The following is a 13,415-nucleotide window of genomic DNA, read 5'->3' as shown; positions in this document are numbered from 1 at the left end:
TAAATGTCCGTGTCCGATCGCTTTCCTGAAGATTTCCTTGCGCTGATGCGCACCAGCCTGGCTGACGAAAATGAACTGCAGCGTTTCCTGGCGATTAGCCAGCAGCCGCTGCGCCGCAGCCTGCGCGTCAATACGTTGAAAATCAGTGTGGAGGCGTTTTTAGCACGCACCGCGCATTATGGCTGGCGCTTAACGCCGGTTCCCTGGTGCGCTGAAGGATTCTGGATCGAGCGGGAAGATGAGACATTGCCGCTGGGCAGTGTGGCCGAGCACCTGAGCGGTTTGTTCTACATTCAGGAAGCCAGCTCAATGCTGCCGGTCACCGCGTTGTTTGATGCCGCGCCAGAAGTACGCAAGGTGATGGATGTGGCCGCTGCACCCGGTTCCAAAACCACGCAAATGGCCGCGATGATGCGCAACAAAGGCGCGATTCTCGCCAATGAATATTCAGCCAGCCGCGTAAAAGTGTTGCATGCCAATATCAGCCGCTGTGGCGTCAGCAATGTGGCGTTGACGCACTTTGATGGTCGTGTGTTTGGTGCCGCCCTACCTGAGCAGTTTGATGCCATCCTGCTGGATGCGCCCTGCTCCGGCGAAGGTGTGGTGCGTAAAGATGCCGACGCCCTGCGTAACTGGACACTGGGCAGCACTGAAGAGATTGCCGCAACCCAGCGTGACCTGCTCGACAGTGCGTTTCATGCCTTACAGCCAGGCGGCACGTTAATTTATTCCACCTGTACACTGAACCAGATTGAAAATCAGCAGGTCATCGCCTGGCTGCAGCAGCGCTATCCCGATGCAGTAGAAATCGTGCCGTTGCGCGACCTGTTTGACGGTGCCGAGCGTGCATTGACGCCGGAAGGCTTCCTGCATGTCTTCCCACAGATTTTCGACAGTGAAGGCTTCTTTGTCGCACGCCTGCGCAAAACGGCCAGCATCCCGGCGCTGCCCGCGCCCACCTATAAAGTGGGTAAACTGCCCTTCTCGCCTGCCAGCCGCAAGCTGGTTGCTGAAGTGCAACAGGCGGCTGCTAAGGTGGGGATTGAGTGGGATGAGCAGCATTCGTTGTGGCAGCGTGATAAAGAACTGTGGCTGTTCCCGGCTGCGCTGGAAAACTGGCTCGGCAGAGTGCGGTTCTCCCGCATCGGTCTGAAGCTGGCAGAGACCTTCCCGAAAGGCTATCGCTGGCAACATGAAGCGGTGGTTGCCCTGACTAAACCGGGCAGCGCACTGGATTTCGAATTGACGGAAACGGAAGCAGAAAGCTGGTATCGCGGCCAGGATATTCATCCTGAAACCGCACCAACTCGCGATGAAGTGATTGTCACCTATCAGCAGCAGCCATTGGGTTTAGCCAAGAAAGTCAGTAACCGCATCAAAAACAGCTATCCACGCGACCTGGTGCGCGACGGGCGTTTGTTCCGTTAACTCTATTGAAGCTGAACCAGCGTTAAGCGATTACCGAACACTGCGCCGGTGTCGATGTAATGCTGGTTCGCCACATTGAGCGGCTGTTCCAGTGGCGTGTGGCCGAAATAGAAATCGCTCGCACCGTCAATACTGGCGGAAGCGCCACGATGATGGCGGCCGAGACGATCGCGGCTCCACACCACCTGATGCCAGTCCACGTCCTGACCCAACTCATAATGGCTGGCTGGATAGTCGGCATGGGCGATCACCACCACGCGGTCGGCTAACTCCAGGTGCAAAATCAGCGGCAGATCGGCACAGCGTTTCAGCGCATGGCGCGCCGCAATTAAATCCGCCCCTTTTAATTGCCAGAACCAGTCACCGCCGTTCATCATCCACAGCATAGGGTCTTGCCCTTCCAGCGCCGACAACGCCATCTGTTCATGATTACCGCGCACACAGCGAAACCATGGCTCCTGCAACAGCTGTAAGCAGCCGGGGCTGTCGGGACCGCGATCGATCAAATCCCCTACCGACAGCAGCAGGTCTCGCTCTTTGTCGAAGTCATGCAGAATGAGCTGCGAGTCCAGTTGAGCGCGGCAACCATGCAAATCGCCCACCACCCAAATGTTACGCCACGTTTTGGCACTCACCGTTTGGTAAAACATGTAATCTTTCCCGGTTGACTGGAAGTTTAGTGAACCCGGCATAAAGTATAGTCCGGTGAGATGAAGCCAGGGGAGGGAGCAGCGTGAGCAGCCGTAAACAATTTATCGGTGTACTGGTGTTTATATTTCTCGGCAGCCTGTTGTTGCTTGAATCGCTGGCGCGTTTGGTGCATCTGCTGTTTGTGGGCTAATCGCTGTTTCCTGTCGCGCTAAACACCTAAACTCCTTTCGATTCATATAAAGGAGCCAACATGAGCCAGAACATTTACGATAACCCCACCTTCTTTGCCGGTTATGCTACTTTACCCCGCTCGGTGGAAGGATTGGATGGCGCACCTGAGTGGCCCGCATTGCGAGCGATGCTGCCCGATCTGAAGGACTTGCGCGTCGTTGATTTAGGCTGTGGATACGGCTGGTTTTGCCGTTACGCGCAGCAGCATGGTGCCCGTGAAGTCCTGGGGATTGATGTCTCAGAAAAGATGCTGGCGCAAGCGACCGCCATGACTTCTTCACCGAACATTCGCTATCAACGTGCGGATTTAGACACTCTGCAGCTCGATAAAACCTATGATCTTGCCTACAGCTCACTGGCATTACATTACCTGAGTCACATCGAGCCGTTATTCACCACCCTGTTCGATGCATTAAAACCTGGCGGTATGCTGATCTTCTCCTGCGAACACCCTATTTATACCGCTCCGCTTCAGCAGCAGTGGATTGTCGATGATCAACAGCAGCGCAGTTGGCCGATCAACCATTACCATCAGGAAGGTGAGCGCATCAGCAATTGGTTTGCCGATGGCGTGAAGAAGCAGCATCGTAAATTAGCCAGCTGGATTAATGCGTTGATTGGTGCCGGATTCGAGATTGTGCATCTTGATGAATGGGGGCCTGCCGATGAGCAGGTAAAGCAGAATCCGGGCTTAGAAGAAGAACGCGACCGTCCGATGATGTTTTTATTGTCTGCCAGAAAACCTCAATAAATTTCAAAAGCGGCTGCGTCCTGCAGCCCTGATGAAAGTCCCGTCCGGCGCTTATCTCCGGCGCTCATTAAAGGCGTTAGCTCTGTGCGGGACGGCGATCACTTTATCAATTCAGACAATTCCGAACAAGTTAAATGATATTAACTATCATTCTCATCATTGCTTTTTTACGCTTCGCTTACATTAGTGATGTTTATTTAAGCTTTCTTCCTTCCTGCCGATAACGTCCTATCCTCTTTCCTTCTTTATGAGAATATGAAAACGCTTTCTGTTATCACACTTATGCTGTTGCTTGTCAGCATGCCCACTCACGCCAAAAAGCATGTTGAACTGATCGAGCAAGGCAATTACATCAACAGCGAAGGACAATCGATTCATCGTCCCGCATATACGCAAAATAATGATGTTCCCGATGGCGCAACCGCTCGGTGTCGCGATGGGTCATACAGTTTCAGCACCCATCACCGCGGGACCTGTTCTCGCCATGGTGGCGTTGCGGAATGGCTGGCATCTTAAGCCACACGCAATAAGCAGCATGTGCCAGGCTTAAAGGACACTATTTTCTTAAGGAGTGAGCAATGAAAGACTATTATAAAATCGATCTGGAGCTTTTTATGCAAAATAACGTGGACTTGATTCGCGAAATAAAAAGCAAAGCGCCGGTTTATGCAGATGAGTTGGGATTAGAGCTGGTGCAGTATATTAACCGCGAAGTGAAACAAGCCCATCTGGATTATATCGTAAGCCTCGGCGTGCGCGATCCTTATGAATATTACGTCTCGCAACATGAAGAAGATCGTCACCTGGCTGACACGCTAATTGCTCAGCATCGTGCCGCTTTACACCACACTGCTTAACCAACTGATTTGCCACACAAGCCGTGTGGCAAACGGTGCTCTTTAATGCGAGAGAAAGAATATCGCCAGCAGGAAAAATACCCATAATCCGGCAAAGGTCGCAAAGCCGACACGAGGCGTTTTCGTCCGACCGACTACCACACCGATAAAGATGCTTAGTAGCGTTAAGGTGCCAATCATTACCCAGAGAAGATATTGCGCATTTGCCATGAAGGATCCTTATTAATCGGCAATAAAAACAGTGCGCACTCTTATACCATTTTTCACGCTAACTGGCTGCTGTTAAATGTCCGCATCTTTCGTGCTGGCTTGAATTCATTACGCCGTTGGGTGACTGCAACGCACGGCTTTTAATTGTTCCAGCTGATTTAACCGCGTCGAGGCATGCTTGTTGGCGCTAGCCTTCGCGATACCGTTGCCAATGCCAAAGTCGCCAATAAAACCAATCACCGTCAGCGCATCAAACTCGCCGGTTGTGTCAATCTGCTGCTGCACACTGTGGGATTTCGCAATTTCCTGATCCAGTGCCGCACAATTGTAGGTTTGCGCTTCTTCATCACTGACTTTGGGTGATTGCGGGTATTGCTTCAGGGCGCAGCCACTGAGCAGCAGGATAGTGGTGAACAATACAGCAGGTTTGAACATCTCTAGACTCTCGTTTTGGCTGGCAGGGTTGGCGTATTGCTGAGAGGAAATGTAGCACGTGAAGCGAGGCGCGATTGGGTGTATAACTGGGCGATTTGCGGGTATATTGCACAAAGATTGCGTAAGGATTGCGGGATATGAAATTGATTCGGATAAAAGGATTTCGGACAAATTTCGGAAAACTTGGGTGAAGAGTAAATTATAATCATAATCAATTACATAAAAAAAGACCCAATACGATTCCTGTATCGGGTCCAGGGAAATGGCTCTTTGAGAGCCGTGCGCTAAAAGTTGGCATTTTTGAAGGCGAGTTCGCCTTGCCATTTAAAGGTAGTCCAAGGGGGATTATTTTCCAGCCAACCGTCACGATGCGGTCAGGAAGCTGCCAACTCTGTGATCGTGCTGACACATCGGGAAAGCAAGCGTAGCGGCAAAACTGTGCGCTACGCCCGAATTTTTGCAGGGACTACTTACCGCACAGCTGTTGCGCGCGATCGACGATCGGTTGCAGGCTCATCTTCTGGCCCGGATGCGCTTTGTCTTCCGCCACGATGGTATCGATGGATTGCAGTGTGCCCTTACCGGCATCAGCGCGTGCTTGGGCTTTATCATTCAGCGGATACTGCAGCAAGGTGCTCGGATTGATGGCAAACAGCGCGCCGTCTTTCTCACAGGTCAGCATCACCTCTTCGCGGGTGAAGGGCCATTTGTCTTTGCCAATCTCAAAGCGGCTGACGGTAATAATCTGCGCGGCCATTACCTGGCTGCACAGTGTCATCAGAATGCAGGCTGGAATCAATTTCTTCAGCAAAATATCGACCTCATTTTCTCTTTAATTACAATTCAGGCCGGAGACAGCGTGGCAAACACGCTAACCAATCCGACAACAACAATGGCCAGCAGCAGCTCAAGCTGCGTCAGGCGAATAAACTGCTGCGGCGCGTGACTACCCGCGACGCGAAAACCTGGCACCAGAACATAGCGATTGATCAGCGCAATGCCCACCATCATCATCACCAGCATCACTTTGACCACCAGCATCGCACTCCACAGCGTGGTGCCCCAATTGAGCGGTGTGCCGCCTATCAGCAGGCTGTTGATCAGCCCGGTGAGCAAAGCCAGTGCGACAGCCAGATGACCGTAACGCGAAAAGCGCATCATGCAGCGAATCGCATCGGTGCGATACGTAATCTGACGGGCTTCACGCATTAGCAATAACAGGGGCAGTAAGCCGCCAGTCCAGAACGCGGCGGCAATCAAGTGCAGCGCGTGATTGATCTGCTGCAGCAAGCCGGGTAAACCATCGCGCATCGCGGCGTGCCCGACGCCTGCCAGCGCCGCCAACTGCAACAGACCACTTATCAGCAAGAGCTGCTGGCGCAGTGTGCCACGCAGCAGCAAGGCCAGCGTGCTCAGCAGTGCGAACCCCAGTTCCCAACACCACACCGCGCCAAAGCGCGTCGCTAAAACCGCCTGCCAGGTTTCCAGGTCACCAACATTGTGCCAGTCACCGCTCATCAAACCGGTTTGCGTGGCGAGCATTAACACCGCACTGAGCAGACTCAATAGCGCTGTCGTGACTAAAATTTTGTGCAAACGTTGCGCCAGCACCGGGCGATAACGCCGCGGTGCCAGCAGAGCCGTATAGAACGCGCTGCCAGCCAGCAATAGCACCGCAATAAAATGCAGGGCGCGCAGGACGATCCACAACGTACTCAGAACCATGGATTACTTCACGCTAAACGCGTAACTTCCCTTGGTTTTGTGACCATCTACCGACAACACATGCCAGTTCACCTGGTAGTTGCCCGACGGCAGCGGCTTGCTGATTGGCACGATCAACTGATCATGCTTTTTGTCGTTGAGTTTGGCTTTTTCCACGGCCATCGGCTGATTCTGCGCATTGAGCACTTCAACACCGCTGAAGGCAGGCTCAACATCTTCAGTGAAGGTCAGCGTCAGATTTTGTGGCGAGCTGTCGATTACCGCTTTATCGGCGGGAACCGGCGTTTTCAGGTGAGCATGTGCCAGTGCAAACTGACTGAAGACCAACGTGGATGACGCCAGCAACAGCGCCACAACCGGGTTTAACGCAGTTTTCTTCATCACTTCTTCCCTTTGCCATGCGGCGCTCTGCCGCAAACGTGGCAGCAGGATACGCCGCTGGCACAGACGTGTCGAGACTTGCGGTGCGATCCAATTTCCTTGATCCGTAAAAGGGAAACCATTACTTTTGCCCCTGTTTATCAGGAGAAATGCATGAGCCAAAACCTTGCCCTGTTGTCGCAGGAAGAGAAAGACAAAGTCAATGTCGATCTGGCCGCCGCAGGCGTGGCCTTTAAAGAGCGCTACAACATGCCCGTGATCGCGGAAATGGTCGAGCGCGAGCAGCCGGAAGCCCTGCGTGAATGGTTCCGTCAGCGCTTGATGGCCTACCGACAGGCATCGCTCAGCCTCTCTCGCCTGCCCTACGAACCTAAACAGAAGTAATTAATCTATGTTACGCGTTATCGATACCGAAACCTGTGGCCTGCAAGGCGGCGTGGTCGAAGTCGCGTCAGTGGATGTGATCGACGGACAGATCGTCAATCCGATGAGCGATTTGATTTGCCCGGACCGCCCTATCAGCCGTCAGGCGATGGCGGTGCATCGCATTACGGAAGCAATGGTCGCCGATAAGCCGACCATTGAAGAAGCGATTGGTCGCTATCATGGCAGCCCGCATTATGTGGCGCACAATGCCAGTTTTGATCGTCGTATGTTGCCGATCATGCCCGGTGAATGGATCTGCACCATGACGCTGGCGCGCCAGCTGTGGCCGGGCATTAAGTACGGAAACCAGGCACTGCGTCACAGCCTGAAGCTTGACGTTACGCCACCTGCTGAACTGCATGCGCACCGTGCGTTGTATGACTGCTATGTCACCGCTGCGCTGCTGATCCGCATCATGGAGACCTCCGGCTGGAGCGTCAGTGATATGGTCGGCCGCTGTCAGCCCGCAGAAGTCAGCGGCGATGTGTTCCCGTTTGGTAAATATCGCGGACAAAGCATTGGCAGCATTGCGCGTAAAGATCCCGGCTACTTACGCTGGGTGCTGGAGAATGTGCGCGATTTGCGCCCACCGTTACGGCAGGCGCTGCGCAAGTACGTGAAAGTCGATCAATAATCGACGCGGTCTGGCAAGCTGCCCTGCGCCAGACCGATCAGGAAAGTAAACTCCTGCGCTACCCCTTCATAGGCTTTAAAACGCCCGGATTTACCACCGTGACCGGAATCCATCTCGGTACACAGCAGCAGCAGTGTATCGTTGGTTTTCAGCTCACGCAGTTTTGCTACCCACTTCGCCGGTTCCCAATACTGCACCTGGGAATCGTGCAATCCTGTCGTCACTAACAGATGCGGGTAGGCTTTCGCTTCGATGTTGTCATACGGGCTGTACTGGCGAATGATGTGGTAAAACTCTTCTTGCTCCGGGTTGCCCCACTCGTCATATTCGCCGGTGGTTAGTGGGATCGACGGGTCCAGCATGGTCGTCACCACATCGACAAACGGCACTTGCGCCACAACACCGTGGAACAGTTCGGGGGCAAGGTTCATCACACCGCCCATCAACAAGCCGCCCGCACTGCCGCCCATCGCATACAGCTGCTGTGGATTGCCGTAGCCTTTCGCCACCAGCGCCTGCGTCACATCAATGAAGTCGGTGAAGCTATTCATCTTCTTCTTCAGGCGACCATCGTCGTACCACTGCTGCCCCAGTTCGCCACCGCCGCGCACATGGATAATGGCGTAAACAAAACCGCGTTCCAGCAAGCTAATGCGACTGGTGCCGAAACTGGCGTCCATGCTACTGCCGTAGGCACCATAGCCGTAAGCCAGCAGTGGATTACTGCCCGATTTGAAATGCTTACGGTGATAGACCAGCGACACCGGCACTTCAGTGCCATCACGCACGGTGATCCAGTGATGTTCGCTTTTGTAGTCATCTGAGTTGAAGCCCGGCACCGGCGTCTGTTTCAACACGCGGCGATCGCCCGTCTCCATATTGAGCTCAAACAACGTGGTTGGCGTAGTCATGGATGAATAGCCATAACGCAGCGTGTCACTTTCCGGCGAAGGATTGTATGCCAGCCAGGTGACGTAAGCCGGATCGTCAAAGGCGATCCCGATGCTTTCACCGCTTTCCCAGTTGATCTGGCGCAGCGTGTTGACGCCGCGCTGGCGCTCTTCCACCACCAGCCAGTGGCGGAACAGCTGGAAATCCTCCAGCACCACGTTATCGCGTGCCGGAATCAACGCCTGCCAGCGGTTATCGGCCAGCCATGCGCTGCGATACAGGCCAAAGTTTTTGCCGTCGCGATTCGAGCGAATATAGAACTGGTGATTGTAGTGATCGATGCTGTATTCGTGATCACGGCGACGTGGACAGAACACCTGCGGCTGCGCATCCGGATACTCGGCATCAATCAGCTGGATCTCACTGGTGGTGGTGCTGTACATCGCAATCAGGATGAAGTGCTCGGAGGTGGTTTTGTGCACGCTGAGATGGAAGCTCTCATCCTGCTCTTCATACACCAGCTGATCGTCTGATTGCGGATGACCTAACTCATGGCGCCACACCTGATAGGCGAGCAGCGTTTTCGGATGCTTACGCACGTAGTACAGCGTGCGCGAATCATTGGCCCACGCCACGCTGGAAGAAGCATTGCTTAGCACTTCCGGATACCAACTGCCACTCTCCAGGTTACGGAAACGGATGCCATACTGGCGGCGCGACAGAAAATCTTCCGCCAGCGCCATCACCTGGTTGTCGGGTGAGATCGCCAGTGCGCCCATGGTGTAGAAATCACTGTGAGAAGCTCGTTGATTACCGTCGATCAGCAATTGCCAGGGTTCATTCTCTGGTGCGCTAATCGGCTGACGAAAATAGAGCGGATACTCGTTCCCCACCTCATAGCGACTTTGATAGCGATAACCGTTTTTTACGTAGGGGACGGAGTGGTCCTGCGGTGGAATGCGGTCGACAATCTCTTTTAATACCCGTTCCTGCAAAGGATCTTGCGACGCCATCATCGCTTTACCGTACGCATTCTCGGCGTGCAGATGTGCCAGAATTTCTGGGTTTTCACGCTCGTCATCGCGCAGCCAATAGTAGTTATCGGTGCGCGATTCGCCGTGCAGATTCATGACGTGGGGGATTTTTTTCGCTTGTGGCTGATGCATTCTGGCTCCTTTCCCTGAAAGACAACATTCAGCAAGCGTGGCACTTATCACGCGGGAAGCCAAGCAGCAGCGCACAGGAAGTGTAACGAAAGGAGCGCTTTTTCATGCGCCCCCTCGTCAAGGGTGGTTAACGCAACAAATTAGCTGGAAAATCAGCGGGCAATTCACTGGCCGCACAGGCGATGACCTCATCATTATCGGCACCACAATCTCGCACCAGTGTGATGGTGGCAAATTCGTCGATCACTTCAGTGGGATAAGCTGGACCCGCTTCGCGATAACGATTCATTTCGTTGAGATGTTCATTCTGGAAGCAAACCGTCTGCTGCGGGTTGTTCATCACCCAGCGGGGGAAGAAGATCGTACCGTGAAACAATCTGTCTCCCAGATTCGCGATCAAACTGACGTCAGTGCCGGTGGGTTCAGTCCAGGAAACTTTGTAGACCTCTTGCGCGACTCGCACAATATAGGCGCGCTGGTCCTTAACCCAACGATTACCCACCATCCCGCTATGAATACGATAATCAACGGTGCTGGCATTTTTAATATACAGCTCATAGTTCCAGCCATTGTCATAGGTATAGATCAGGTGTTTGCCAACAAATCCAGCCAAATCATTTTTATCGAAGGTACTCATAATGTGCTCTCCTTTGGTTTGAAGCCAGATTACGCCTTCACTTACCTGATGAATAACGCTATTTTTCGATAAAATTCATTCAAAATTTAGATGATATGCATAAATCAACGTTGGAACAGTGGAGCTTGTTAAATGAGGTGGTGCTGCGCGGCAGTTTCGCCAGCGCGGCTGAGTCGACACATCGCAGCCAGTCTTCGGTAAGCTATAACCTCGCCATGCTGCAAGAACGCCTTGAAGTCACCTTGCTGGAGACCAAAGGAAGGCGCACCGTGCTGACGCCTGCAGGCGAAAAGCTTCTGACGCAGGTCAGGCCACTGTTGAAAGCTTTCTACGCGCTGGAAAGCACCGCCAGCGCTATGCGCAACGGAGAGCGCAGCCGCATCGAACTGATGGTGGATAGCATCTTGCCGCGCGAGCATTTGTTCAGTGTGCTGAGTGAATTCCAGCGTCTCTATCCAGGTACGCAGGTTAACGTCACCGAGGTGTTGGAAACGCAGATACCGGATAACAGCCAGGCGGATGTAATGGTATTGAGCCAGCGCCAGCCCGGGACAGGCCGGGGCGAATGGATGATGAATGTGGATTTCGTGGCTGTTGCGCACCATCAGCATGCGTTACATCAATTGAATGGTGCGGTTAGTGCTGAGCAGTTAGCGGAATATCCGCTGATCCGCATTGCCGATCATCAGCATTTTAGCGTACTGCAGGAGCACCATCAGGGAGAGATCTGGGCTTGTTCCACCATCGAGGCCGCAATTGAGGCGGTAATGCATCAGGTTGGTTATGGTTGGTTACCGGAGACCCGTATTCAGTCCGCCCTGGCGGCAGGAACATTGAAGATGCTGCCGCTGCAACAGGGCGTTCGTCGCGTAACAGCGCTGCATTTACTGATCAATAACGAGATCATTGTTATTGATGCACAGTTGCAAACACTGCTCGATCTGATGCGCAATAAAGCCTGGATATGATCCAGGCTTCAGCATCATTACGCCGCTTTCTCCGCCTGAATATCGCGCTGAATGCCGTCGCGCACATCTTGTGGGATCTTCAGGGCATCACCCAGTGCAGAGAGATAGCTGCGCTCCATAAAGTGATCCACATCGATGGCGGCACAACTGAGGAAGTACAGTTCCAGCGCCTCTTCTTCGTTTTTCACATCGGCCGCCAGCCACTGTGGATCGAGTGGACGGTTCATCGCCTGCTGGATCAGCGTTTCCGCCTGTGAACCATAACCCGCCTGATGGATATTCTGCTCAATAGCGGCACGTTCGCGATCGTCAATATGACCATCGCTTTTGGCGGCGAACACTAACGCCGTCACCAAACGTTCAGCGCGCTGATCCACAGGTGTATGCAACTGACCAAATTCCGGCTCATCCTGGTGCGTTTCACGCACACGCTGTTTGTATTTGTTCCATAGCACGGCGCCCGCTGCCGCACCGCCGCCGACCAGCAAGGCTTTACCGCCGTATTTGGTCAACAGGCTTCGCGTGGACTTGCTGGCCACCAGCAATCCCGCTAAACCACCCAGCGCGCCGGGTGCCAGCATATCGCTCAAACCACCGGCTTTGCCGTCGCCGCCCTTCTTCGCCAGCACCGACTGGATTTGCTGCAACCAATTGCTCATCGTTTAACTCCTGTTTAAGTTTCCGCGTTCCATGCTGCCGTAGCGAGTGTCAGGTAACGTCAGAGCGGGAAAAGTATGGCAAACCTGATGGAGGCGAATGCGTGAGTACGCAAACGTTTTCGTATATACTGCGCGCGCATTTTGACTGCTAAGGTGAAATTATGACGACTCTCGGAACCGCGCTGCGCCCTGCCGCAACGCGTGTGATGCTGTTAGGTTCAGGCGAATTGGGCAAAGAAGTGGCGCTGGAGTGTCAGCGTCTGGGTGTGGAAGTGATTGCCGTGGATCGTTATGCCGATGCCCCTGCGATGCACGTTGCACACCGTAGCCATGTGATCAATATGCTGGACGGTGATGCGCTGGCTGCGTTAATTGCGCTGGAGAAGCCGCACTTTGTGGTGCCAGAAATTGAAGCTATTGCCACTGAAAAACTGCTGGAACTGGAAGCACAAGGCCAGAAAGTGGTACCTACCGCGCGTGCTGCGCGCCTGACCATGAACCGCGAAGGTATTCGCCGTCTGGCGGCAGAAGAGTTGTCGTTACCGACTTCAACCTATCAGTTCGCTGACAGCAAAGAGAATTTCGTCGCAGCCGCCAATGAAATTGGTTTTCCGTGCATCGTTAAACCAGTAATGAGCTCATCGGGCAAAGGTCAGAGTTTCATCCGCGAAGCGAGCCAGCTGGATAAAGCCTGGGATTACGCGCAGCAAGGCGGACGTGCCGGTGCCGGTCGCGTGATCGTCGAAGGTGTGGTGAAATTTGATTTCGAAATCACCCTGCTGACCATCAGCGCAGTGGATGGCATCCATTTCTGCGCGCCGATTGGTCATCGTCAGGAAGATGGCGATTACCGTGAATCCTGGCAGCCACAGCAGATGACCGACCTGGCTCTGCAGCGTGCACAAGATATCGCCGCAAAAGTGGTGAAAGCATTAGGTGGATATGGTCTGTTTGGCGTTGAGCTGTTTGTCTGCGGTGATGAGGTGGTGTTTAGCGAAGTCTCGCCACGCCCACACGATACCGGCATGGTGACGCTGATTTCTCAGGATCTGTCCGAGTTTGCTCTGCATGTGCGCGCGTTCCTCGGCTTGCCAATCGGTGGCATTCGCCAGTATGGCCCGGCGGCTTCGGCGGTGATTCTGCCACAGCTGGATAGCAACAATGTGCAGTTCGTGAACATCGAAGCGGCATTGGGTGCGGGACTGCAGTTGCGTCTGTTCGGCAAGCCAGAGATTGCTGGTCAACGTCGTCTGGGCGTAGCGCTGGCTACCGGTGACAATACCGATCAGGCGATTGCACGTGCCGTGGCGAGTGCCGCAGCCGTGAAAGTAGAGGGCTAATTCCCTCAGCTGCTGACAGCGAAAA

Annotated in this window: 17 protein-coding genes; 8 read left to right on the top strand and 9 right to left on the bottom strand. The window is 53.7% G+C overall.

What is annotated here, in order from left to right; translation table 11 throughout:
* Positions 1-3: 3 nt before the first annotated feature.
* The gene (rsmF, locus tag CRO33_RS02635) at positions 4-1,428 is read left to right on the top strand and encodes a 16S rRNA (cytosine(1407)-C(5))-methyltransferase RsmF (RefSeq protein WP_097116872.1); all 1,425 of its coding nucleotides are present in this window, start codon (positions 4-6) and stop codon (positions 1,426-1,428) included.
* 2 nt (positions 1,429-1,430) lie between these two features.
* On the opposite strand, the gene CRO33_RS02630 is transcribed toward rsmF, so the two are convergent.
* Positions 1,431-2,078: a metallophosphoesterase gene (locus CRO33_RS02630; protein ID WP_034828689.1), complete on the bottom strand. Its 648-nt coding sequence runs from the start codon at positions 2,076-2,078 to the stop codon at positions 1,431-1,433.
* A 251-nt stretch (positions 2,079-2,329) separates the two neighbouring features.
* On the opposite strand from CRO33_RS02630, the gene CRO33_RS02625 reads away from it, so the two are divergent.
* The 3 genes from CRO33_RS02625 (at position 2,330) to CRO33_RS02615 (ending at position 3,918) form a co-directional block, all read left to right on the top strand.
* Complete coding sequence (locus CRO33_RS02625; RefSeq protein ID WP_097116871.1) at positions 2,330-3,061, top strand: class I SAM-dependent methyltransferase; 732 nt, start codon at positions 2,330-2,332, stop codon at positions 3,059-3,061.
* 255 nt (positions 3,062-3,316) lie between these two features.
* Positions 3,317-3,577: a DUF3761 domain-containing protein gene (locus CRO33_RS02620; RefSeq protein ID WP_097116870.1), complete on the top strand. Its 261-nt coding sequence runs from the start codon at positions 3,317-3,319 to the stop codon at positions 3,575-3,577.
* A 62-nt stretch (positions 3,578-3,639) separates the two neighbouring features.
* Positions 3,640-3,918: a hypothetical protein gene (locus CRO33_RS02615; RefSeq protein ID WP_097116869.1), complete on the top strand. Its 279-nt coding sequence runs from the start codon at positions 3,640-3,642 to the stop codon at positions 3,916-3,918.
* Positions 3,919-3,960: 42 nt separating this feature from the next.
* Here CRO33_RS02615 and CRO33_RS24495 read toward each other — a convergent pair whose 3' ends face one another.
* From CRO33_RS24495 to copC, 5 genes are all read right to left on the bottom strand, one after another.
* The gene (locus CRO33_RS24495; RefSeq protein ID WP_166932300.1) at positions 3,961-4,128 is read right to left on the bottom strand and encodes a hypothetical protein; all 168 of its coding nucleotides are present in this window, start codon (positions 4,126-4,128) and stop codon (positions 3,961-3,963) included.
* A gap of 108 nt (positions 4,129-4,236) precedes the next feature.
* Positions 4,237-4,563: a hypothetical protein gene (locus CRO33_RS02610; protein ID WP_097116868.1), complete on the bottom strand. Its 327-nt coding sequence runs from the start codon at positions 4,561-4,563 to the stop codon at positions 4,237-4,239.
* Between the two features lie 466 nt (positions 4,564-5,029).
* Positions 5,030-5,377 carry a YebY family protein gene (locus CRO33_RS02605; RefSeq protein WP_176505731.1) on the bottom strand — a complete coding sequence of 116 codons (348 nt, stop codon included), beginning with the start codon at positions 5,375-5,377 and terminating at the stop codon, positions 5,030-5,032.
* A 29-nt stretch (positions 5,378-5,406) separates the two neighbouring features.
* Entirely contained in the window at positions 5,407-6,288 is an 882-nt protein-coding gene (copD, locus tag CRO33_RS02600) for a copper homeostasis membrane protein CopD (protein ID WP_097116866.1), read from the bottom strand.
* Positions 6,289-6,291: 3 nt separating this feature from the next.
* The gene (copC, locus tag CRO33_RS02595; RefSeq protein WP_097116865.1) at positions 6,292-6,669 is read right to left on the bottom strand and encodes a copper homeostasis periplasmic binding protein CopC; all 378 of its coding nucleotides are present in this window, start codon (positions 6,667-6,669) and stop codon (positions 6,292-6,294) included.
* A gap of 153 nt (positions 6,670-6,822) precedes the next feature.
* Between copC and CRO33_RS02590 the strand changes: the two genes are divergently transcribed.
* Both CRO33_RS02590 and exoX read left to right on the top strand, forming a co-directional pair.
* Positions 6,823-7,053 (top strand): DNA polymerase III subunit theta, encoded by a 231-nt coding sequence (locus tag CRO33_RS02590; RefSeq protein WP_097116864.1) that lies wholly within the window; start codon positions 6,823-6,825, stop codon positions 7,051-7,053.
* Between the two features lie 7 nt (positions 7,054-7,060).
* Positions 7,061-7,729, top strand: coding sequence for an exodeoxyribonuclease X (exoX, locus tag CRO33_RS02585; protein WP_038646533.1), 669 nt, complete (start codon positions 7,061-7,063; stop codon positions 7,727-7,729).
* Here the strand turns inward: exoX and CRO33_RS02580 are convergent.
* On the bottom strand, positions 7,723-9,786 hold the full coding sequence (locus CRO33_RS02580) for a prolyl oligopeptidase family serine peptidase (RefSeq protein WP_097116863.1): 2,064 nt from the start codon (positions 9,784-9,786) through the stop codon (positions 7,723-7,725). The genes exoX and CRO33_RS02580 overlap by 7 nt on opposite strands.
* Positions 9,787-9,913: 127 nt before the next feature.
* Entirely contained in the window at positions 9,914-10,426 is a 513-nt protein-coding gene (locus CRO33_RS02575; protein ID WP_176505730.1) for a phenolic acid decarboxylase, read from the bottom strand.
* A 92-nt stretch (positions 10,427-10,518) separates the two neighbouring features.
* Here CRO33_RS02575 and CRO33_RS02570 point away from each other — a divergent pair, with 92 nt between their 5' ends.
* On the top strand, positions 10,519-11,391 hold the full coding sequence (locus CRO33_RS02570) for a LysR family transcriptional regulator (protein WP_097116861.1): 873 nt from the start codon (positions 10,519-10,521) through the stop codon (positions 11,389-11,391).
* Positions 11,392-11,408: 17 nt separating this feature from the next.
* Here the strand turns inward: CRO33_RS02570 and CRO33_RS02565 are convergent, their stop codons facing one another.
* Positions 11,409-12,050 (bottom strand): tellurite resistance TerB family protein, encoded by a 642-nt coding sequence (locus CRO33_RS02565; RefSeq protein ID WP_097116860.1) that lies wholly within the window; start codon positions 12,048-12,050, stop codon positions 11,409-11,411.
* 161 nt (positions 12,051-12,211) lie between these two features.
* On the opposite strand from CRO33_RS02565, the gene purT reads away from it, so the two are divergent.
* Positions 12,212-13,390 carry a formate-dependent phosphoribosylglycinamide formyltransferase gene (gene purT / locus CRO33_RS02560; RefSeq protein ID WP_097116859.1) on the top strand — a complete coding sequence of 393 codons (1,179 nt, stop codon included), beginning with the start codon at positions 12,212-12,214 and terminating at the stop codon, positions 13,388-13,390.
* Positions 13,391-13,415: the final 25 nt, after the last annotated feature.

It is taken from the genome of Pantoea sp. GL120224-02, from assembly GCF_900215395.1.
GTDB lineage: Bacteria > Pseudomonadota > Gammaproteobacteria > Enterobacterales > Enterobacteriaceae > Pantoea > Pantoea communis.
Note: the sequence above shows the minus strand (reverse complement) of the source record. Positions and strands in the feature narration are given on the sequence as shown.

Excerpts from the sequence above, each read along its gene's own strand:
- purT (WP_097116859.1), top strand. The coding sequence starts at position 12,212 with ATGACGACTCTCGGAACCGCGCTGCGCCCTGCCGCAACGCGTGTGATG.
- CRO33_RS24495 (WP_166932300.1), bottom strand. The coding sequence starts at position 4,128 with ATGGCAAATGCGCAATATCTTCTCTGGGTAATGATTGGCACCTTAACG.
- copD (WP_097116866.1), bottom strand. The coding sequence starts at position 6,288 with ATGGTTCTGAGTACGTTGTGGATCGTCCTGCGCGCCCTGCATTTTATT.
- copC (WP_097116865.1), bottom strand. The coding sequence starts at position 6,669 with ATGAAGAAAACTGCGTTAAACCCGGTTGTGGCGCTGTTGCTGGCGTCA.
- CRO33_RS02620 (WP_097116870.1), top strand. The coding sequence starts at position 3,317 with ATGAAAACGCTTTCTGTTATCACACTTATGCTGTTGCTTGTCAGCATG.
- CRO33_RS02565 (WP_097116860.1), bottom strand. The coding sequence starts at position 12,050 with ATGAGCAATTGGTTGCAGCAAATCCAGTCGGTGCTGGCGAAGAAGGGC.
- exoX (WP_038646533.1), top strand. The coding sequence starts at position 7,061 with ATGTTACGCGTTATCGATACCGAAACCTGTGGCCTGCAAGGCGGCGTG.
- CRO33_RS02580 (WP_097116863.1), bottom strand. The coding sequence starts at position 9,786 with ATGCATCAGCCACAAGCGAAAAAAATCCCCCACGTCATGAATCTGCAC.
- CRO33_RS02615 (WP_097116869.1), top strand. The coding sequence starts at position 3,640 with ATGAAAGACTATTATAAAATCGATCTGGAGCTTTTTATGCAAAATAAC.
- CRO33_RS02610 (WP_097116868.1), bottom strand. The coding sequence starts at position 4,563 with ATGTTCAAACCTGCTGTATTGTTCACCACTATCCTGCTGCTCAGTGGC.
- rsmF (WP_097116872.1), top strand. The coding sequence starts at position 4 with ATGTCCGTGTCCGATCGCTTTCCTGAAGATTTCCTTGCGCTGATGCGC.
- CRO33_RS02630 (WP_034828689.1), bottom strand. The coding sequence starts at position 2,078 with ATGTTTTACCAAACGGTGAGTGCCAAAACGTGGCGTAACATTTGGGTG.
- CRO33_RS02590 (WP_097116864.1), top strand. The coding sequence starts at position 6,823 with ATGAGCCAAAACCTTGCCCTGTTGTCGCAGGAAGAGAAAGACAAAGTC.
- CRO33_RS02570 (WP_097116861.1), top strand. The coding sequence starts at position 10,519 with ATGCATAAATCAACGTTGGAACAGTGGAGCTTGTTAAATGAGGTGGTG.
- CRO33_RS02625 (WP_097116871.1), top strand. The coding sequence starts at position 2,330 with ATGAGCCAGAACATTTACGATAACCCCACCTTCTTTGCCGGTTATGCT.